This window comes from Micromonospora sp. DT68 (assembly GCF_049847245.1).
GTDB lineage: Bacteria > Actinomycetota > Actinomycetes > Mycobacteriales > Micromonosporaceae > Micromonospora > Micromonospora profundi.
The window spans coordinates 650,284-668,191 of sequence record NZ_JBNCNZ010000001.1 but is presented as its reverse complement, the minus strand read 5'-3'; the positions used below and the strand labels follow the sequence as shown (position 1 = coordinate 668,191).

The window sequence follows — 17,908 nt, the reverse complement described above, 5'->3', positions numbered from 1 at the left end:
GCTACTGCCGCTCGGTGAAACCGAACTGGATGATGCCCTCGTCGTCGACCGTGGCGTCCACCGAGGCGTCGCCGAGCAACTCGACGGCGTCCGCGTCGAGGAAGATCCGGGCGCCCTGGTTGTCGACCACCTGGTCGCCCTGCTCCGGCTCGGGCACCAGTTCCACGGTGAGCGACCCTGCGTCGGCATCGGCGGCGATCCGCACCCCACCGTCCTGGGCCACGTCCTGCTGGTTGGCGAGGTCACGGATGACGAGCACGGCGTTGTCGGTCATGGTGAGCATGTGTGGAACTCCTCGTGGATTTTGGGCTCGCGGTCGCTTTTCGCGCAGACCGGGCAGTCGGCCTCCCGCACGAGACACACGTGGGAGGCGGCAGGAGAGGCGAACGGGCATCGCCGTCGCGTCGAGATCGGGGCAGCTGAGGGCCCCTTCCCTGCCCACGGTGCCCGCTGTCGGGCGATCCGTCAAATAGAGCCGCGTCAGTCGAGAGCGGGGGCGGGGGCGAGCAACGCGCGAATCTCGTTGACCGCCGCGCGGCCGGCCCGGTTGGCACCGATCGTGCTCGCCGACGGGCCGTAACCGATCAGGTGGATCCGGTCGTCGGTGACGACACGGGTGCCGTCCATGACGATTCCACCGCCCGGAGCGCGCAGCCCGAGCGGGGCGAGATGGTCCAGCGCGGCGCGGAAGCCCGTGCACCACAGGATGATGTCGGCCCCGACGAACCGCCCGTCGGCCCAGGTCACGCCGTCGGGCGTGATCCGGTCGAACATGGGTAGCCGGTCGAGGACGCCGCCATCCTGGAGCCGGCGGATCTCGGGCGTGAGCGGCAGACCGGTCACGCCCACCACGCTGCCCGGCGGCCGTCCCGCCCGTACCGCGGTCTCCACCCGGGCCACCGCGGCCCGACCCAGCTCGGGGCCGAACTCACCGCTTGTGAACTGCGGTGGGCGGCGGGTCACCCAGGTGGTGCTGGCCGCGACCGGGGAGATCTCGGCGAGCAGTTGCACCGCCGAGGTGCCGCCGCCGACCACCACGACACGGCGGCCGGCGAACTCCGCAGGCCCCCGGTAGTCGGCAGTGTGCAGTTGCCGCCCCTGGAACGAGGACCGGCCCGGGTAGTGCGGCCAGAACGGGCGGGTCCAGGTGCCGGTGGCGTTGATCAGCGCTCGCGCCGTCCACGTGCCGTGGTCGCCGTGGACGTCGAGCCGGCCGTCCGGGCGGGAGCGCACCGCGCGGACGCGTACCGGTCGCCGGACCGGCAGGCCGAACGTCTGCTCGTACCGGGCGAAGTAGGCGCTTACCACCTCGGCGGCCGGGCGCTGCGGGTCGGCGGATGGGAATGGCATCCCGGGCAGGTCGTGGAAGCCGTGCACCCGTTCCAGGCGCAGGGTGGGCCACCGGTGCTGCCAGGCGCCGCCCGGCCCGTCGTCGCCGTCGAGGAGAACGAAGCCGCTTCCCGGGGCGAAGCCGGTGCGGCGCAGGTGGTACCCGGCGCTCAGGCCTGCCTGACCGGCCCCGATCACCACGACGTCGACGGAATGGCTTCCCACACGCGGTGCAACGCCGTAATGACCTTCGCTGTGCCCGAAACCGCCCGTCGCGCCGGTCACAGAGCCGGTTTTGCCCCAAAATTGCCTTAATTATCCCTAGGCTGGGTGGATGGACGATGCCCGTCGTGCGGCCGCCGAGTTCCTCGGCACGCTGCTGCTGGTCTTCTTCGGCGTGGGAGCCGCCGTGGCCGCCCGGGTCCAGGGCGGCGTGGTGGTGGTCGCGCTGGCCTTCGGGTTCGCCATGCTGGCCCTGGTCTACATGATCGGTCCGCTGTCCGGCAGCCACGTCAACCCGGCAGTGACGCTCGGAGTGCTGCTCTCCGGAAAGATCTCGGTGCTCGGCGCGGTGGCCTACTGGATAGCGCAGTTCGCCGGGGCAACCGTGGCCGCCTTCATCCTCTGGGGGCTGACCCGCTGGGGTGACGTGGCGGACCAGACCGGAGCGCTGGGCTCGAACGGGTACGGCGCGCACATCAACAGAGGCGGCGCGGCCGTCCTGGAGATCGTGCTGACCTTCCTCTTCGTGCTTGTCGTCCTGGTCGTGACCAGCCGCAGCGAGAACCCGGGCACCGCCGGGGTGGCGATCGGGCTGGCCCTGGCCGCGACGCAACTGGTCGGCGTGACGCTCACCGGCGCTGCCGTCAACCCGGCTCGCGCCTTCGGCCCGGCCGTCTTCGAGGGCGGCGTGGCCCTGCGCCAACTCTGGGTCTTCATCGTCTTCCCGCTGCTCGGCGGTGCGCTCGCCGCACTGGTGGCCCCGCTGGCAATGGGCGCCCAGCGGCACTACTGGGGCGGTCACGCCAAGTCCGTGGGGCGACCGCCGGAACCCGAACGGCAATAACTTTCGGCCCAGCCCCTTTCCTGGCGAATATCTGCGTGGCAGCATCGGCGCATGCATCGCCGTCTCTTTCCGCGAGCCCTAGCGTTGCTCGCGCTGGTCGCCACCGCGGCCACCGCCGGCGCGCCCGGCGCCACAGCCGAGTCGCCCACCCCGGCCACGACCCGGCTGCGCGCCACAATCGACGCGATCCTCGCCGACAACCGGCTGGCCGGAGCCCAGGCGTCGGTGGTCGTCGTCGACACCAGCAGCGGGCAGACCCTGTACGACCGCAACGGCGACCGCCGTCTGATTCCAGCCTCCAACACCAAGCTGCTGACCTCGACGGCCGCGATGGAGTTGCTCGGCCCCGGGCACCGGTTCACCACCGACGTGCAGACCACCGGTAAGCGTCGCGGCGGGCTGCTCTCCGGCAACCTCCACCTGCGCGGCGGCGGCGACCCGACAATGCTCGCGGCGGACTACGACGCGCTCGCCGCGCAGGTCGCCGCAGACGGCGTGCGGGTGGTCAGCGGCAACCTGATCGCCGACGACACCCGCTACGACAACACCCGTCTGGGCCCCGACTGGACGTGGGACGACGAGCCCTACTACTACGCGGGCCAGGTCTCCGCCCTCACCGTCGCACCGGACACCGACTACGACGCGGGCACCGTGATCGTGCACGCCGCGCCGGGTGCCCGGGCCGGTGCCAGGCCGGTCGTGAGCACCACCCCACCCACCGGATACGTACGGATCGACAACCGCGCCGAGACGGTCAGCGAGGGCGAGACCTCCATCTCGATCGAACGCGAACACGGCGGCAACACGATAGTGGTGACCGGTCAGATCGCGGTCGGCGACGAGCCCGCCAGCGACTGGGTGACCGTCTGGGAGCCGACCGGTTATGCCGCCGAGGTCTTCCGGGCCGCCCTGCACCGGCACGGCGTACGCGTGCTCGGCCGGACCGTACTGGGCCAGCCAACCCCGGAAACGGCCCACCTGGTGGCCCGCCACGACTCGATGAGCCTGGGCGAGCTGATGACGCCGTTCCTCAAGCTCTCCAACAACGGGCACGCCGAGGTCCTGACCAAGGAGATCGGCCGGGTGCTGTCCGGTTCGGGCACCTGGTCCGCCGGTCTCACGGCCATCAGCGAGTACGTCGCCGACACCGGAATGGACACCGGCACGCTGCGCCAGCGGGACGGCTCCGGTCTGTCACGCCGCAACCTGGTGCCGGCGACGGAGTTCGTCGACCTGCTGGCCGCCGTCCGGGCCGAGCCCTGGTTCCCCACCTGGTACGCGGCACTGCCCATCGCCGGGCAGCCTGACCGGTTCGTCGGCGGCACGCTGCGCAGCCGGATGGCCGGCACCCCGGCGGCGGGCAACGTGCACGCCAAGACCGGCAGCCTGACCGGCGTGTCCGGCCTGTCCGGCTATGTCACCAGCGCCGACGGTCACCTGCTGGCGTTCTCCATCCTGCTCAACAACTACCTGACGGCGTCGGTCAAGACGCTTGAGGACCAGATCGCCGTGGCACTGGCCGGTCACCGCGAAGGCGGCACCAGCACCGCACGGGTGGCGCCGCCTTCAGTGCCGGACACGCCGCGGACCCCGGAGGGCGTGGAGTGCTCCTGGGTCAAACCGATCACCTGCTGAACGTCGGCGGGGGTGCCGGGGGAGGGCGCCCCAGCCGACGTTCAGGCAGGGCGGTCCGGTGTGGGGGGCACCGCCGCGGGGTCGCCGCGCTCGATGAGCGCGGCGATCTCGGCGGCCCGCAGCCCGCGCAGCGCCAGCACCCTGGTGCCCCAGCGGTGCAATCGGCACGGGTGCGGGCTGGCGTCGTTGCGGCAGACCACGCCGCCGGACCACCGTCGGGGCGCGTGCACCACCACCGCCCGCACCGCGAACTGGGCATCCTCGCCCGTGACGTACGGCGGCAGGGGGATGTCGCGGAGCACCTCCCCGGGCACCTCATCGGCGCCGGGGGAAACGGCGGGATGGACGCGGTGGGCGGTACTGCTGCTCATCTGCGCTGCCTCCACAATGGATGGGCGGACGGGATAGCAGAAAGTTACGATGTCATCGACCGAGCGCGACGGACAAACTGTCCCAGCTCGTGGACCCGAGCGGTCGATCAGCGCAGCGGGCCCGATCAGCGCAGCGCGACGGCCTGGAGGCCGACGTTGCCGCAGTGCTCGGTGAAGACCTTCTCCACCGTCCAGGTCACCACCAGCCGGGCACCCCTGGGCAGGTCGAACCGGATGGTGAACTGGGCGCTCCGACTGGTGTACGGGTCCTCCAGCCGCACAGTGCTGACCGGCCCACCGGTGGACAGTCGAGCGTCGAGCCGGCCGCGCGCCATCCACGTCCCGGCGTACAGGTGGACGGTGCGCGCCTCGCCACTGCCCGCGACAGTGAGGCTGAAACCGTTGCCGACACCGCAGGTGTAGACGCCGTTCGAGCTGCCGCCGACGGATCGCTCCGGTGTGCCGTCGGACCAGCGGACGACCTCCTGGTTGCCGTCCCATGCGACGCGGTTGCCCCTGCCGCCGGTGTCGGCGATCTCCCCCGTGCCGGCGCGTTTGCGGACTGTCGAGTTGCCGCCGCGTAGCCCCCAGTGCATCCAGTCCCGGGCGCCCGCCGCGCTGAGGTCGATCTCGGCGGGGGCCTCCACGGCGCTCACCGACAGCACCGGTGCCGCCGGCGCTCTGGGCGGAGGGGCGGACGGCGGGGCGGGAGCGCTGGGAGTGGGGTCGGGCGAGGGCGGGCGTTCCCGGGGGCGCAGGCCCGGCGTTGCCGGACCAGCCTCGTTGGTACGTCCTTCGGCACCGGGAAGGCCTGTCGGCCGGGCGGCTCCGGCCGGCACGCCACCCGGCCCCCCGCCCGCGTCACCGCCGGGCTCAGGTGCGGCACGCGTGCCGAAGTACGTACCCAGGACGACCAGGCAGACGAGCGCGGCGATGCCCTCCAGGGCCCACCGCCGCCTCCGCCGGGCGCGGGCGATCCTGCGCAGTGCGCTGCGGGTCTGCGCGGCGGCAACGGCGTGCGCCCGGTGCGACGCCGGCCGGTGGGTCGGCTCGTTCCCGCTCTGGGACTGCGCCCGCGTGCGGTCCTCGTCCGCCACCGACCCCTCCACTCCGCCGCCCGACCGCCATCGGCCGCAGCGGACCACACCGTCCACTGTGGGCCGTCTCACACGTTTGCACCGGCGTGGTCGACACGCTAGATCCGGACGGGTGGGCGTGTCCAGTCCGGAACCGGACGGTATCGGACAAGTCCTGCCCAGCCTGGGTGGAGGCCCGCAGGCGGACCACGAAGGCCGCCCTCACCGGTACGCGCCCGGGTCAGCCGATCCGGAAGCCGAGCGCCTGAGCGATGACCAGCGCCTGCTCGGGGTCCACGATCGCGCCGGCCCGCTCCACGCTCGTCGGGTCCAGTGCGGTCAGGTCGCTGCGCCGCAGGTCGGCGCCCCCGAGGCGGCACTTCTGCAGTTGCGCGCCGGAGAGGTCGACGCCTGTCACAGTGGCGCCGGTGAGGTTGGCACCGCTCAGGTCGACCTCGCGCATCCGCACGTCACTCAGCCAGACGGCACGCAGGTCGGCGCCGGGCAGCGCGACGAACGACCAGTCGCCGCCGTCGACCCGCAGCGGACGGAGGTCGCACTCCACGAAGGTGCTGCCGACCAGCTTGCAGCCGGTGAACTCCGCCTCGAAGAAGTTGCACCGCTTGAAGACACAGCGGGTGAATGCCGAATCCACGTGCCGGGACGCGTTGAACAGCACGTTGCCGAACGTGCACCCGGTGAAGACAGCTCCCCGCGTGACCGCCTCGGTGAGGTCCACCTGGAAGAACTCGCAGCCGACGAAGTGCCGGTCGGTGAACTCCTCGCCGTACCAGTCCTCGTTGCGGAAGGTCACGTCCTCGGTCAACTCCGGCATCCGGTCAGGCTAGTGCCACCCACCGACGGCAGGTGGCGGCCTCCACCCTTTGCGACGGCCGCCGCGCGAAGTAGGTTCGGCGACGTGAGTGTGGCTCGGAGCATGGACCCGGATCAGATCGGCTTCGACCCGGCGCGGCTCGCGCGGATCGACGAGCACTTCGGCAGGTACGTCGACGACGGGCGGCTCGCCGGCTGGCAGGTGGTCGTCACCAGGCGGGGCGAGGTTGCGCACTCCTCGACGTACGGGCTGCGGGACCGGGAGTCGGGTGCCCCGGTCGAGGCCGACACACTCTGGCGGATCTACTCGATGACCAAGCCGGTCACCTCGGTCGCGGCAATGATGCTGTGGGAGGAGGGCCGCTTCGAGCTGACCGACGAGATCAGCCGCTGGCTGCCGGAGTTCGCCGACCTGCGGGTCTACTCGAAGGGTTCGGTGCTCAAGCCGTACACGGTGCCGGCGGTCGAACCGATCCGGGTGTGGCACCTGCTCACCCACACCGCCGGCCTGACGTACGGCTTCATGCAGACCTCCGTGGTCGACGGGCTCTACCGGGCGGCCGGCTACGACCTGTATCCACCGGCGGGCGTCGACCTGGCCAGTGCCTGCGCGGCGTTCGGTGAGCTGCCGCTGCTCTTCCAGCCCGGCACCGCCTGGGGCTACTCGGTAGCCACCGACGTGCTCGGCCGGCTGGTCGAGGTGGTCTCCGGGCAGAGCCTCGACGCGTTCTTCGCCGACCGGATCTTCGGCCCGCTGGGCATGACCGACACCCATTGGTGGGTCGACGGCGACCGGGCCGACCGGTTGGCCGCGCTGTACACGCCGGACCCGACCACCGGTCAGGCGGTCCGGCAGGACCGGATCGGTTCACTCGCGCGCCACAAGCCTGTCCTGCACTCCGGTGGCGGAGGTCTGATCTCCAGCGCTGACGACTACCACCGGTTCACCCAGATGCTGCTGCGCGGCGGGGAGCTTGACGGCGTACGCCTGCTCGGGCCGCGCACTGTGCGTTTCATGACCCGCAACCACCTGCCCGGCGGCCAGGATCTGGGCACCCTGTCCACCGGCGGCTTCGCCGAGACCACACTCGACGGGATCGGGTTCGGTCTCGGTTTCGCTGTGGTCGACGACCCGATCCCCAGCAGGGTGCCGAGCAGTGTCGGCGAGTACTACTGGGGTGGGGTGGCCAGCACCGCGTTCTGGGTGGACCCGGCCGAGGAGGTAACCGCGCTCCTGTTCACCCAGTTGCTGCCGTCGAGCACCTACCCCCTGCGCTCCCAGCTACGCCAACTGGTCTACGCCGCCCTAACCAACTGACCTCCCCCCACCCACCCCACCCACCCCCCACTCACTCCGTTGATCATGAGGTTGACGGGCCAGTGGATCACCGTGGGACCCGTCAACCTCATGATCACCGGGATGGGCGGGCCGGGGCGGGGCGGGGGCCGGCGGGGCGGGGGCGGGGGCGCGGGGCGGCTGGTTAGTTGGCTAGGCGGGCCGGGAAGCCTCCGGTGGCTATCGGGCCCCAGGCGTCGATGGTGACCCGGATCAGCGACTTGCCCTGGCGCACCATCGCCGCCCGGTAGTCGTTCCAGTCCGGGTGCTCGCCGGAGATGCTGCGGAAGTACTCGACGAGCGGCTCCAGCGCCTCGGGCAGGTCCAGTACCTCGGCGGTGCCGTCGAGCTGCACCCAGGGCCCGTTCCAGTCGTCGGAGAGCACGCAGGCCGACACCCGGCTGTCGCGGCGGATGTTGGCCACCTTGGCCCGCTCGGGGTAGGTGGAGATGACAAGCCGGCCCTCGTCGTCGACGCCGGCGGAGACCGGGGAGGACTGCGGGCGACCGTCGGCCCGCGTGGTCATCAGCACGACGCGGTGCCGTGGGCGGAGGAAGTCCAGCAGGGTGTCCCGGTCGGCCCGGGTGTTCGTCGCGATGTTGCGTGCCATGACTCCCGTTCCTACCAGGTGCCGCGAACGTGGCACACAGCCCGGTGTCAAGTGAAATCGCCAGGACAGATGGTCAGGAAGACGTCAGTCGACATACGTTCACAATCCTTTATGTTAATTGCACTCAGCAACCGTCCGGATGCAGGAGGGCACATGGAGGTCAAGGGGAATCAGTTCGGCACCATCCAGAACGGTGACACGATCATTAATAGCGGTCCGGTTTCGGCCACCTTCGGTGGACGTGACAGTCAGGTCCTGGAAGCCTTCGACAACGTGCAGGTCCAGCTGGAGGATGCTCGGACGGCCGGGGCACTGGAATCGGTGCACGCTGAGGCCGCCGCATTGGAGATCGCGACGGCCAGGACAGCGTTGGCGGCCGGCCAGCACGACGTGGCAACGAAGCGACTCGAACGTATCCGCTCGATGCTCGGTGCCGCCGCCGCTGCCACTCCGCTCGTAGAAGCAGTCTCCAAACTCATCGCCCTGCTTCATGACGGCGGCGGACGGTGAACCGGACACCGCCATGGCCAACCACACGGGGCCTCAGTTCGGCAACATCCAGAATGCAGACAACATCTACAACTATGCCAATGATCATGATTGGCTGGCAGCGGGACAGCGGTTCTTGTCGGAACGGAACTACAGACGAGCCGTGCGCTGCTTCGAGGATTTCCTGAACTCGACCTCATCGGAGTCCGAAGTCTTTCGAGCCGAGGCGCACGTCCTCCTGGCGGTCGCGATGCTCGCCGGATGTCCGCCCTCGTATCGGACGCCTCAGCAGATAACAGATGTCGCACGCCACCTCCTAGCTTCCCGCACACCACTTGCGAGCGTGCTGGCTGCGCTGATTCGAGATGACTTCTACCTGTCGGTGGGCATTGCGGTCCCTCCCGACCTGGCCAGGCTCGCCGACGGCGGCGACCCCGTCCGACTTGATCGGACCGACCTCGTACTCGTCAAGAACCACGTCGCGGCCGTCCCCGGCTTTATGTGGCGTCGTTTGAGCGCCCACTGCGCGTCCGTCGGGATACACCTACCCACGGTTCCCGCAGACGAGGAAACACCTCCAGCCACGCCGGACCGGAGAATCGGCGTGCCAAAGTACTTCGTCGCCCTGCCAGCTACTCCACCGGCCGACCGCGGCTTCCGCGCCTCGGTGACCATGGCGGCCGGGACAGCGCTGATCTTCCTGCCGTGCGCGGGCCTGTTCGTGCGGACCGAGTGGTACGTCGGACTCGCCCTGCTTGTCGCGGCACCATTCGCGGGCATCTTCGTGACCTTGATCGGCATCAGCGTGTGGCGCGACGCGCGGGAAGACCGCGCTGCTCAAGTGCGATACGCGGAGGCCGTGGCGGCATCATCCGGCGCGCCGAACGACGCGCAGATGGACCGGTGGCTCGCGGAAGACGTCCGGTGGATAGTGGCCAGAGGCGCGCGGCGTCTACGCCTCAACCCCGCGCTTGTCGCTGCCTCCGGGGATCTGCTCGTGGAACCACAGGCTGCCGTCGGTGTGTCTCAGTTGGAGGAAGAGACGGTCGAGTGGGTGTCATGGGTAGACGGTTCCACGGCGACTCGTCTGGTACGACAGCGGACGAAGGTGGGCAAGAGCAAGGTCGGCCGGGACGGCAAACTGCGGTCCGACCACTACCACGTGTTGGTGCTGTACCTGACCACGCACCGCATCTCAGTCTTCGCGTGTGACCTCGCCCTGGCCACCCGCTATCTTCGCACCGAGTCGACATACACCTTCCATTACCGGGATGTCGTCAGCATCTCGTCTCGGACGATCGTCCATCCCAGGAACTCCACGGGAGGGATCTCTGTTTTCGACGACAAGTCAGGACGCTACGTCAGGCGTTTCGCCGACAACCACTTCACACTGTTCCTGGTCAACGGCCAGCAGATGGACGTCAGCGTGGGAGTGAGCGCCGACAGCAGGGAACTGGAGGTGGCCTGGTCCAACAGTCAGGTCTTCCACGTCGTCGACCGGATGGTGTGGTCCCGCAAAGAACGGGAGGATGCGGACCGGCAGTGACGAGCCGGCTGTCAGTTTGGCCGCAGCTGATGGTGCGCTGTCTGGGCGGGCACGCGCGTTCGGCCGGCGGGCCGCCAGGCACGGCCGTTGGCATAGATCACCCGAAAGCCGAGGTACGACGCGAGCGGCGCCCAGTGCGCCGAGCCCATCCGCAGTTCGGCGGCATTGTGCCGCTGACCGTTGGCCAGGACGTCCAGGAGGACGGTTTCGAAGGCCGCCGATTCAACCCAGTCGACTTCTCGGGTGAAACCGCAGATCAGGGCCGCTCCGGTGACTTCGAGGAACTCGCGCAGCACGGCGTCTGAGGCGCGCAGGACGGAGCAGCTGCCGAAATAGAGTCGGCGCCCCTCGCAGCGGCCGGCCATCAGCTCAGCCACCTCGTTCAACTCCACCGACTGCCAGTCGGTGAGGCAGAGTCGGCTCGGCTCGCCGTGCATGGCGAAGAACCCGACCCGGTGGTCGGCGTACTGCCTGAGCAGCCAGCGGTCGAGGAAGTAGAACAGCTCGTCGCGGGTGGCCGCGCCCTTGTGGATGAAGCGGATCTTGCCTAGCCGTTCGAGGAGTTCGAGGGTCGGCAGCACGGAGCCTCTGTCGTTGAGGTCGCGGTGCCACTGACCTTCGACACAGAAGACACCAGCTCGTGCCACGCGTACCTCCGCCAGTCCGCCGCCCGGGCTGACGTTACCGGGCACCGCCCGTCGAGGAACATCGCCCTTGGTGTGGTCGGTTGCGACGTTCGGTGCGGTTGTCCTGCGCGGGGGGGTCCTCGACGTCATTGGGTGATTCGCAAATGGGCCTAATTCACAGGCGACGCCCAGGAACGACAGATCGTGAGGACAATTCTCGTTAATAGCCGCCAACCGCACTGATCGGTGCGAGGGTGGAAATCACGGGATGTCTCGGTCGATGTCCTGGTGCCACCCCATTCGCTCTCCTATCGGGAGGACTTCTGTGCGCGTAAACACCTTGAAGCGAGCCGCCGTCGCCTTCGCCCTGGCGTTGCCCGGGGCAGCGATCGCCACGGTGGTCGCCGCGCCAGCGGCCCACGCGGACGCCTGCTACACCTGGAACCGCAACCTCTACCAGGGCCGATCGGGCGATGACGTCCGCCAGTTGCAGATCCGGGTCGCGGGCTGGGCTGGCAACCGGAACATCGTGGAGAACGACGGCCGGTACGGCCCGAAGACCGCCGCCGCTGTCAAGCGGTTCCAGCAGGCGTACGGGCTGCGCGCCGACGGCATCGCCGGACCGCAGACCTACGCCAAGCTGTACCAACTCCAGGACAACGACTGCACGCCCGCGCACTTCAGCTTCAGCGAGATGGACAACGGGTGCGGCAGCAGCGGCTGGAGCGGCGGCCCGCTCTCGGCGAGCCAGACCAAGCAGAACGCGCTGCGCACGATGTGGAAGCTGGAGGCGCTGCGCAAGAGCCTCGGCGACAAGCCGCTCTACGTGTCCAGCGGGTTCCGCAGCCGTGCCTGCAACGACCGCGTCGGCGGCGCGTCGGACAGCCAGCACCTGTACGGCCACGCCGCCGACGTCACCTCGCGGACGTCGTCGCTGTGCCAGATCGCCCGCAACGCCCGCAACCACGGCTTCAGCGGGATCTACGGACCGGGCTACCCCGACCACGACGACCACATCCACGTCGACTCGCGTCGGGAGAACAACAGCGACCGCAGCTCGAACACCACGAGCTGGTCCGCCCCCGACTGCGGGATCAACAACTGAGTTGACGGCCGAAGCGACGCCGGCCCGGCACGCGGTGGGGACCCTCCGCGCCGGGCCGGCGTCGTGTACGCCCCGGGCAGGGCGGGGGGTGAGCCGCTCAGCTCGCCCGGGGCCAGCGCGGCGCGGTGACGGGGGGAGTCACCGGCCGGCCAGCGGCTGTCGGTCGTACCCCGGGAGGAACGACCCGCGCGGCCTGGTGCCGCGTCGGCAGACCGGCACGACCGGGTGGCGGGGCCGGGTATCCGGCCGCCGCGGGCCGGGAGCCGGCGGGACGCGCGGGCGACGGCCCGGTGGCGGTGAACGGAAAGGGCACGTGCACGAACGGGTTGCCGTGCCGGATGAGCGCCTCGATCTGCCGCTCGTTGAGCCCGTGCGCCTCCAGCACCCGCCGTCCCCAGCGGTGCAGGCGGCAGGGGTAGGAGGCGCCGTCGTTGCGGCACAGCGGCCCGGTCGGCCACTCCTCGGCGGTGTGCACGACCACCGCCCGGACCGCGAGCCGGACGTCCTCGGGTGTCAGCGGCGCCGGCATCGGCACCTCACCCAGTACCTGGTCGATGGGATCCGTCGACTGCTCACCAACTCGCACGGCAGGCCTCCCGCAGTTCGGCAGCGGTACGGCGGACCCACCGCACCGACATCCTCAGCAATTGGTACGGCCGGCATCGGACGAAAGTTCAAACCTGGTACGCCGTAAGCGGTGCCTCGCACGAGAGCACGCGAAAACCGTTGTGAGCGGGTCGGCGGAACGGAGCTTCAGACCAGGCCGGCGTCGTGCACGAGCAGGGCCACCTGGACCCGGTTGTTGAGGTCGAGCCGGGTCAACAGCCGCGAGACGTACGCCTTCACAGTGGCCACGCTCATGAACAGCTCCCCCGCGATCTCCGCGTTGGTACGCCCCTGCCCCAGCGCGACCGCCACCTGCCGCTCCCGCTCACTGAGATCGGCGAGCAGCCGCAGCGCCCGCTCCCGGCGCGGGTCCGGGCCGACCGGGCCGGAGACGGAGGCGGCGGTCACGTGGTCGATCAGCGTCCGGGTCACCGTCGGGGAGAGCGTCGCCTCACCGGCGGCCACCCGGCGTACGGCGTGCACGATCTCCGCTGGCGGGGTGTCCTTGAGCAGGAAACCGGCAGCCCCGGCGCGGAGCGCCCGCAGCACCTGCTCGTCGGCGTCGAAGGTGGTGAGCACCAGCACCTCCGGCGGGTGCGGCTGGGCGCGCAGCGCCTCGGTGGCGCTCAGCCCGTCCACCCGTGGCATCCGGATGTCCATCAGCACCACGTCCGGGGCGTACGCGGCGACAGCGGCCGGGACCTCGCTGCCGTCGGCCGCCTCGCCCACCACTGTCAGGTCAGGTAGGCCGCCGAGGATCATCGAGAGCCCGGCCCGGACCAGCGGGTCGTCGTCCACGATCAGGACCCGCACGCGCGGCGTCGCCGGCCCGCTGTCGGTCCCGCCGGAGGGCGCTGTCACGCCGGCCACGGCAGCCAGGCGGCCAGCCGGAAGTCGCCCGCCTCGTCCCGCCCGTACGCGAGTCGGCCGCCGGCCAGGGTGACCCGCTCGCTGATGCCGACAAGCCCGGTGCCGGCGCCGGGCAACTCGTTCCCGGTGGCCGAACCCACCGGCCACCGGTTACCGATCGCCACTGTCAGCCCGGTGCCCGGCCCGCCGGACACGTCCACGGTGACGGCCGCTCCGGCAGCGTGCTTGCGGGCGTTCGTCAGCCCCTCCTGCACGATCCGGTACGCGGCCCGGCCCAGCGCCGCCGGCACCTTCCCCGCGTCGACGACGCTGTCGTTGACGTTCACCCGCACCCCGGCAGCCCGCGACTCGGCGATCAGGGCGGGCAGGTCGGCGAGGGTGGGCTGGGGCGGCTCCGGCGCATCGCTGCCGCCCTCACCTTCGGCCCGGAGCACGCCGATGACCTCCCGCAGGTCCTGGAGGGCGGCGTGTGCGCTGTCCCGGATCACCCCGGCCGCCCGGGCCACCTCGTCCGGTGGCGCGTCGGGGCGGAACTCCAGCGCGCCCGCGTGCAGGCTGAGCAGGGAGATCCGGTGCGCCAGGACGTCGTGCATCTCGCGGGCGATCCGGGTGCGTTCGAGGTGGCGGGCCTGGGCGACGCGCAGCTGCTGCTCGGCCTCCGCCCGTTCGGCCCGGTCCCGCAGCGACACGATCAACTGCCGCCGGGCGCGGACGAACATCCCCCAGGCCAGCACGGCGAAAGTGATCACCACGCCCCAGGTCACAGTGGCCCAGTAGGGCATGTTCGGATCCGGACGGGTCCAGCTGAAGACCAGGTTGGTGAGCAGACCCATCCCGGTCACCGCCACCGCGACGGCGGTCCGCCGGTGCACCACGAGGGTGAAATAGAAGATCAACAGCGGGATGGAGGCGGCCATCGAGAACAGGTTCAGCGGCAGCGTCGCCACCGCCAACCCGAGCGGCCACCGCCGACGCAGCCAGAGCAGCCCACAGCAGGCCAGCCCGATCAGCGCGTCCGCGCCCACCATCCAGTCGTACGGCAGCGCTACCGCCGTCTGCGGGTCGGGCGACAGCGCGTCCGCCGTGACGTACAGCACCCAGAGCAGGCTGAGCAGGAACGCCAGGCTGTCCACCACCCAGTCACGGGTCGTACGGCGCGGACGCACACGCTCGGGCTCCGCCGGCACCACCAGCTCCCCCGGCAGCAGCCAGGGGTGTTCCGGGACGGCGATGCTGGTCACGCGCCAATGCTAGGCAGCAACAGCCGCCGGCAACCAGCTACCAAAGTCGAGACCCGCCGGTCGACCAAAGTCGGCGCGGCACCGACCGCCGGCCGCAGCGGATGGCCGGGTGGCGCGGGCAGGCTCAACCGCATGATCACCGTGGAGAACCTCACCAAACGGTACGGGCCACACCCGGCCGTGGACGACGTGTCGTTCCAGTGCGAACCGGGCACCGTCACCGGCTTCCTCGGGCCCAACGGGGCCGGCAAGTCCACCACCATGCGGATGATCTGTGGCCTCACCGCGCCGACCGCCGGCCGCGCCACAGTCTCCGGGCACCTCTACCGGGACCTGCCCAACCCCGGCCGGGAGGTCGGGGTGCTGCTGGACGCCTCCGCCCAGCACGCCGGGCGCACCGGCCGCGAGGCGTTGACGCTGTCCGCGTACACGATGGGGTTGGACCGGCGTGAGGTCGCCGCGAAGCTCGACCTGGTCGGGTTGAACACGGTGGCCGCCAAGCGGCGGGTGAAGGCGTACTCGTTGGGCATGCGGCAGCGGCTCGGCCTGGCGCACGCGCTGCTCGGTGACCCCCGGGTGTTGATCCTCGACGAGCCGGCCAACGGCCTGGACCCGGAGGGGATCTTCTGGATGCGCGGCCTGCTGCGCGACTTCGCCGACCGGGGCGGCACCGTGCTGCTCTCCTCCCACCTGCTGCGCGAGGTGGAGGCGGTCGCGGACCGGCTGGTGGTTATCGGGGGCGGCCGGATCGTGGCCCAGGGCAGCAAGGACGAGCTGCTGGCCGGCGGCGGGACTGTGGTGCGGGCCCGCGACGACGCGGCACTGCGCCGGGCCCTGGACGCCGCCGACCTGACCGCCGCCGAGAGTGCCGACGGCCTGCTGGTGCAGGCCGACGCCGAGGCGGTCGGCCAGGCCGCGGCCGACGCCGGCGTCGCGCTCGCCGAGCTGCGCCCCGCCAGCGGCGGTGGCCTCGAACAACTCTTCCTCACGCTGACCGCCGGCGAAACCACCAAGGAGGCCGTCCGATGACCACCACCACCGCGCCCTCCGCCAGAGCGGTCGCACCATCGCACCATGCCCCGGTACGCCGGCCGTCGCTGCTGCGGCTCACCACCGTCGAACTGCGCAAGCTCGTCGACACCCGGGCCGGGCGCTGGCTGCTTGTCACCATCGGTCTGGTCGTCGTCGCGATCGTCACGCTCCTGCTGATCTACGCCGAGGACGCCGACCAGACCTTCGTCACCTTCTTCGTTCCGTCGCTGCTGCCGGTCAGCCTGCTCCTGCCGGTCCTGGGCATCCTGTCGATCACCAGCGAGTGGTCCCAACGCACAGCCCTCACCACGTACGCGCTGGTTCCCCGGCGGCAGCGGGTGGTGGCCGCGAAGCTCGTCGCGGTGGTGCTCGCCGCGCTCGCCTCGCTGCTGATCAGCCTGGCCGTCGCCGCCGTCGGGACGCTCGTGGCGTCGGCCACCGGCGGCGCGGGCACCTGGGACGCCGACGGGTCGCTGATAGTGCACGCGGGGATCGTCCAGGTGGCCAGCGTGCTCATGGGCGCCGCCTTCGGCCTGCTGCTGCTCAACCCGCCGCTGGCCATCGTCGGCTACCTGCTGCTGCCGACCATCTGGACGGTGCTCGGCGAAGTGGTCCGGCCCCTGAACCGCCCGGCCGACTGGCTGGACACCAGCCGGACCATGGAGCCGCTGTTCACCAGCCATGTCACGGGCGGGCAGTGGGCGCGGTTGGCGGTGTCCCTGCTGGCCTGGCTGGTCCTCCCGCTGGCCGTCGGCCTTATCCGGACACTCCGCCGGGAGGTGTCCTGACCATGGACGTCTCCGGCGCCCGACCACACACGGTGGTCACCGGCGGCCCGCTGGAGCTGGCCGTCATGTGGGGTGGCTTCCCGCTGCTCGGCGCGGGCGCCGGATGGCTCCTCTCGGCGGCCACGGGCTGGCTCACGCGGCTGCCCTGGATGCCGTTCGGCGACCTGATCGAGTGGTTGGACCGGCTGCCCGAGCCGCAGGCCACCGCCGGCACGATCGCGGTGGGCGTCCTGGCCGGCCTTGTCGTCGCGGGGGTCGGCACCGCCGAGCGGCTGATCGTCACCGTGGACGCGGCGCAGGTCCGGCTGCGCCGCTCCGACCAGAACCGCACGATCGCCCGCGTCGACACCCGGGTGGTCTTCGTCGACGGCGGGCACCTGGTGCTGCTCGACTCCGAAGGCGCCGAGCTGGCCCGCGAGTCCACTGACCTGCCGGCCGACCGGCTGGCGGCGGCGTTCCGGGAGCACGGCTGGGGCTGGGCCGACGACGACCCGCACCGGTCGGCGTACCGGCTGTGGGTGCCCGACCTGCCCGGCCTGCCCGCCGGGGCGGACGCACTGCTGCGCGCCCGCGAGACGGCGATCGGCAAGGACCGCAGCGACGACGTCCGGGAGCTGCGCCGGGAGTTGGGCAGGCTCGGGGTGGTGCTGCGCGACGAGGAGAAGCGCCAGTACTGGCGGCTGAGCGGCAGGGCCGTCGCCCCCGGGACGGAGCAGCGGACTTCGCCCGAGCGGGAGCCGCACGACCGGTAGCGTCAATCCCAGGAGATCCTGGGAGCGCGCCGATGACCGAACAGCAGCCGTACCGGGTGGTGTCTCGACACCCCGGCTTCGAGTTGCGCCGCTACCCGGCCCACCTGGTGGCGGAGATGCGGGTCCAGGCGTCGTTCACCCGGGCGCCGATCGAGGCGTTCCGGCCGCTGTCGGCCTACATCGGGGGCGCCAACCGTGCCCGGCAGCCGATCGACGTAGCCACGCCGGCGCCGTCGACGGCCGACGGCTCGCAGAAGATCGCCATGACCGTGCCGGTGGTGCAGGTAGAGGGCGAGTGGCCCGGCGCGTACCTGATCCAGTTCGTCATGCCGGCCGCCTGCACCGCCGCCACCCTGCCCGAGCCGGTGGACGCCCGCGTGCGGATCCGGGAGATCCCGCCGCAGCTCGTGGCGGCGATGCGTTTCTCCGGCCGGTGGACGGAGCAGGCGTTCGGGCAGCGGGCCACCATGCTCGGCCGGTCGGTCACCTCGGCCGGGCTGCAACCCACCGGCGCCATCCGGTACGCGCGCTTCGACCCGCCGTGGAAGCCGTGGTTCCTGCGCCGCAACGAGGTCACGCTGCCGGTGGCGGAGTGA

The 17,908-nt window shown here is 71.0% G+C and carries 20 protein-coding genes; 10 read left to right on the top strand and 10 right to left on the bottom strand.

Translation table 11 applies throughout. The features are described from left to right. Window position 1: 1 nt before the first annotated feature. Both ACPXB1_RS03220 and ACPXB1_RS03215 read right to left on the bottom strand, forming a co-directional pair. On the bottom strand, window positions 2–283 hold the full coding sequence (locus ACPXB1_RS03220) for an adhesin (protein ID WP_053655111.1): 282 nt from the start codon (window positions 281–283) through the stop codon (window positions 2–4). Between the two features lie 197 nt (window positions 284–480). Then, window positions 481–1,530 carry an NAD(P)-binding domain-containing protein gene (locus ACPXB1_RS03215; RefSeq protein ID WP_355592273.1) on the bottom strand — a complete coding sequence of 350 codons (1,050 nt, stop codon included), beginning with the start codon at window positions 1,528–1,530 and terminating at the stop codon, window positions 481–483. A gap of 133 nt (window positions 1,531–1,663) precedes the next feature. Here ACPXB1_RS03215 and ACPXB1_RS03210 point away from each other — a divergent pair, with 133 nt between their 5' ends. Together ACPXB1_RS03210 and dacB are read left to right on the top strand one after the other, a co-directional pair. Then, window positions 1,664–2,395, top strand: coding sequence for an MIP/aquaporin family protein (locus ACPXB1_RS03210; protein WP_355592275.1), 732 nt, complete (start codon window positions 1,664–1,666; stop codon window positions 2,393–2,395). A gap of 51 nt (window positions 2,396–2,446) precedes the next feature. After that, window positions 2,447–4,030 (top strand): D-alanyl-D-alanine carboxypeptidase/D-alanyl-D-alanine endopeptidase, encoded by a 1,584-nt coding sequence (gene dacB / locus ACPXB1_RS03205; protein ID WP_355592277.1) that lies wholly within the window; start codon window positions 2,447–2,449, stop codon window positions 4,028–4,030. A gap of 41 nt (window positions 4,031–4,071) precedes the next feature. Here dacB and ACPXB1_RS03200 read toward each other — a convergent pair whose 3' ends face one another. From ACPXB1_RS03200 to ACPXB1_RS03190, 3 genes are all read right to left on the bottom strand, one after another. Beyond that, the gene (locus tag ACPXB1_RS03200) at window positions 4,072–4,401 is read right to left on the bottom strand and encodes a hypothetical protein (protein ID WP_209273351.1); all 330 of its coding nucleotides are present in this window, start codon (window positions 4,399–4,401) and stop codon (window positions 4,072–4,074) included. 125 nt (window positions 4,402–4,526) lie between these two features. Beyond that, entirely contained in the window at window positions 4,527–5,498 is a 972-nt protein-coding gene (locus tag ACPXB1_RS03195) for a hypothetical protein (protein WP_355592279.1), read from the bottom strand. A gap of 220 nt (window positions 5,499–5,718) precedes the next feature. After that, window positions 5,719–6,312, bottom strand: a complete 594-nt coding sequence (locus ACPXB1_RS03190; RefSeq protein ID WP_355592280.1) for a pentapeptide repeat-containing protein — start codon at window positions 6,310–6,312, stop codon at window positions 5,719–5,721. A gap of 84 nt (window positions 6,313–6,396) precedes the next feature. Here ACPXB1_RS03190 and ACPXB1_RS03185 point away from each other — a divergent pair, with 84 nt between their 5' ends. After that, on the top strand, window positions 6,397–7,629 hold the full coding sequence (locus ACPXB1_RS03185; protein WP_355592282.1) for a serine hydrolase domain-containing protein: 1,233 nt from the start codon (window positions 6,397–6,399) through the stop codon (window positions 7,627–7,629). 163 nt (window positions 7,630–7,792) lie between these two features. Here the strand turns inward: ACPXB1_RS03185 and ACPXB1_RS03180 are convergent, their stop codons facing one another. Beyond that, window positions 7,793–8,257, bottom strand: coding sequence for a PPOX class F420-dependent oxidoreductase (locus ACPXB1_RS03180; protein ID WP_425734758.1), 465 nt, complete (start codon window positions 8,255–8,257; stop codon window positions 7,793–7,795). A 153-nt stretch (window positions 8,258–8,410) separates the two neighbouring features. Here ACPXB1_RS03180 and ACPXB1_RS03175 point away from each other — a divergent pair, with 153 nt between their 5' ends. Beyond that, window positions 8,411–8,767 carry a hypothetical protein gene (locus tag ACPXB1_RS03175; RefSeq protein WP_355592286.1) on the top strand — a complete coding sequence of 119 codons (357 nt, stop codon included), beginning with the start codon at window positions 8,411–8,413 and terminating at the stop codon, window positions 8,765–8,767. Next, a complete protein-coding gene (locus ACPXB1_RS03170; protein ID WP_425734757.1) occupies window positions 8,748–10,292 on the top strand; it encodes a hypothetical protein in 1,545 nt (514 codons plus the stop codon). The genes ACPXB1_RS03175 and ACPXB1_RS03170 overlap by 20 nt, the downstream gene beginning before the upstream one ends. 11 nt (window positions 10,293–10,303) lie before the next feature. On the opposite strand, the gene ACPXB1_RS03165 is transcribed toward ACPXB1_RS03170, so the two are convergent. After that, window positions 10,304–10,939: a DUF6642 family protein gene (locus ACPXB1_RS03165; protein WP_355592290.1), complete on the bottom strand. Its 636-nt coding sequence runs from the start codon at window positions 10,937–10,939 to the stop codon at window positions 10,304–10,306. Between the two features lie 304 nt (window positions 10,940–11,243). Between ACPXB1_RS03165 and ACPXB1_RS03160 the strand changes: the two genes are divergently transcribed. Next, complete coding sequence (locus ACPXB1_RS03160) at window positions 11,244–12,023, top strand: D-Ala-D-Ala carboxypeptidase family metallohydrolase (RefSeq protein WP_053655125.1); 780 nt, start codon at window positions 11,244–11,246, stop codon at window positions 12,021–12,023. A 97-nt stretch (window positions 12,024–12,120) separates the two neighbouring features. Here the strand turns inward: ACPXB1_RS03160 and ACPXB1_RS03155 are convergent, their stop codons facing one another. The 3 genes from ACPXB1_RS03155 to ACPXB1_RS03145 form a co-directional block, all read right to left on the bottom strand. After that, a complete protein-coding gene (locus tag ACPXB1_RS03155; RefSeq protein WP_053655127.1) occupies window positions 12,121–12,609 on the bottom strand; it encodes a hypothetical protein in 489 nt (162 codons plus the stop codon). 167 nt (window positions 12,610–12,776) lie between these two features. Next, the gene (locus tag ACPXB1_RS03150; RefSeq protein ID WP_425734774.1) at window positions 12,777–13,508 is read right to left on the bottom strand and encodes a response regulator; all 732 of its coding nucleotides are present in this window, start codon (window positions 13,506–13,508) and stop codon (window positions 12,777–12,779) included. Continuing rightward, window positions 13,487–14,740 carry a sensor histidine kinase gene (locus ACPXB1_RS03145; RefSeq protein WP_425734756.1) on the bottom strand — a complete coding sequence of 418 codons (1,254 nt, stop codon included), beginning with the start codon at window positions 14,738–14,740 and terminating at the stop codon, window positions 13,487–13,489. Before ACPXB1_RS03145 ends, ACPXB1_RS03150 begins: the two co-directional genes overlap by 22 nt. 132 nt (window positions 14,741–14,872) lie before the next feature. On the opposite strand from ACPXB1_RS03145, the gene ACPXB1_RS03140 reads away from it, so the two are divergent. The 4 genes from ACPXB1_RS03140 to ACPXB1_RS03125 are packed head-to-tail and all read left to right on the top strand — an operon-like array spanning window position 14,873 to window position 17,908. After that, the gene (locus ACPXB1_RS03140) at window positions 14,873–15,769 is read left to right on the top strand and encodes an ABC transporter ATP-binding protein (protein WP_053655132.1); all 897 of its coding nucleotides are present in this window, start codon (window positions 14,873–14,875) and stop codon (window positions 15,767–15,769) included. Next, complete coding sequence (locus ACPXB1_RS03135; RefSeq protein WP_053655134.1) at window positions 15,766–16,560, top strand: hypothetical protein; 795 nt, start codon at window positions 15,766–15,768, stop codon at window positions 16,558–16,560. The genes ACPXB1_RS03140 and ACPXB1_RS03135 overlap by 4 nt, the downstream gene beginning before the upstream one ends. 2 nt (window positions 16,561–16,562) lie before the next feature. After that, window positions 16,563–17,312, top strand: a complete 750-nt coding sequence (locus ACPXB1_RS03130) for a YqeB family protein (protein WP_053655136.1) — start codon at window positions 16,563–16,565, stop codon at window positions 17,310–17,312. Between the two features lie 32 nt (window positions 17,313–17,344). Continuing rightward, window positions 17,345–17,908, top strand: coding sequence for an SOUL family heme-binding protein (locus ACPXB1_RS03125; protein ID WP_053655138.1), 564 nt, complete (start codon window positions 17,345–17,347; stop codon window positions 17,906–17,908).

Excerpts from the sequence above, each read along its gene's own strand:
- ACPXB1_RS03180 (WP_425734758.1), bottom strand. The coding sequence starts at position 8,257 with ATGGCACGCAACATCGCGACGAACACCCGGGCCGACCGGGACACCCTG.
- ACPXB1_RS03170 (WP_425734757.1), top strand. The coding sequence starts at position 8,748 with ATGACGGCGGCGGACGGTGAACCGGACACCGCCATGGCCAACCACACG.
- ACPXB1_RS03135 (WP_053655134.1), top strand. The coding sequence starts at position 15,766 with ATGACCACCACCACCGCGCCCTCCGCCAGAGCGGTCGCACCATCGCAC.
- ACPXB1_RS03140 (WP_053655132.1), top strand. The coding sequence starts at position 14,873 with ATGATCACCGTGGAGAACCTCACCAAACGGTACGGGCCACACCCGGCC.
- ACPXB1_RS03175 (WP_355592286.1), top strand. The coding sequence starts at position 8,411 with ATGGAGGTCAAGGGGAATCAGTTCGGCACCATCCAGAACGGTGACACG.
- ACPXB1_RS03190 (WP_355592280.1), bottom strand. The coding sequence starts at position 6,312 with ATGCCGGAGTTGACCGAGGACGTGACCTTCCGCAACGAGGACTGGTAC.
- ACPXB1_RS03220 (WP_053655111.1), bottom strand. The coding sequence starts at position 283 with ATGCTCACCATGACCGACAACGCCGTGCTCGTCATCCGTGACCTCGCC.
- dacB (WP_355592277.1), top strand. The coding sequence starts at position 2,447 with ATGCATCGCCGTCTCTTTCCGCGAGCCCTAGCGTTGCTCGCGCTGGTC.
- ACPXB1_RS03200 (WP_209273351.1), bottom strand. The coding sequence starts at position 4,401 with ATGAGCAGCAGTACCGCCCACCGCGTCCATCCCGCCGTTTCCCCCGGC.
- ACPXB1_RS03210 (WP_355592275.1), top strand. The coding sequence starts at position 1,664 with ATGGACGATGCCCGTCGTGCGGCCGCCGAGTTCCTCGGCACGCTGCTG.
- ACPXB1_RS03125 (WP_053655138.1), top strand. The coding sequence starts at position 17,345 with ATGACCGAACAGCAGCCGTACCGGGTGGTGTCTCGACACCCCGGCTTC.
- ACPXB1_RS03130 (WP_053655136.1), top strand. The coding sequence starts at position 16,563 with ATGGACGTCTCCGGCGCCCGACCACACACGGTGGTCACCGGCGGCCCG.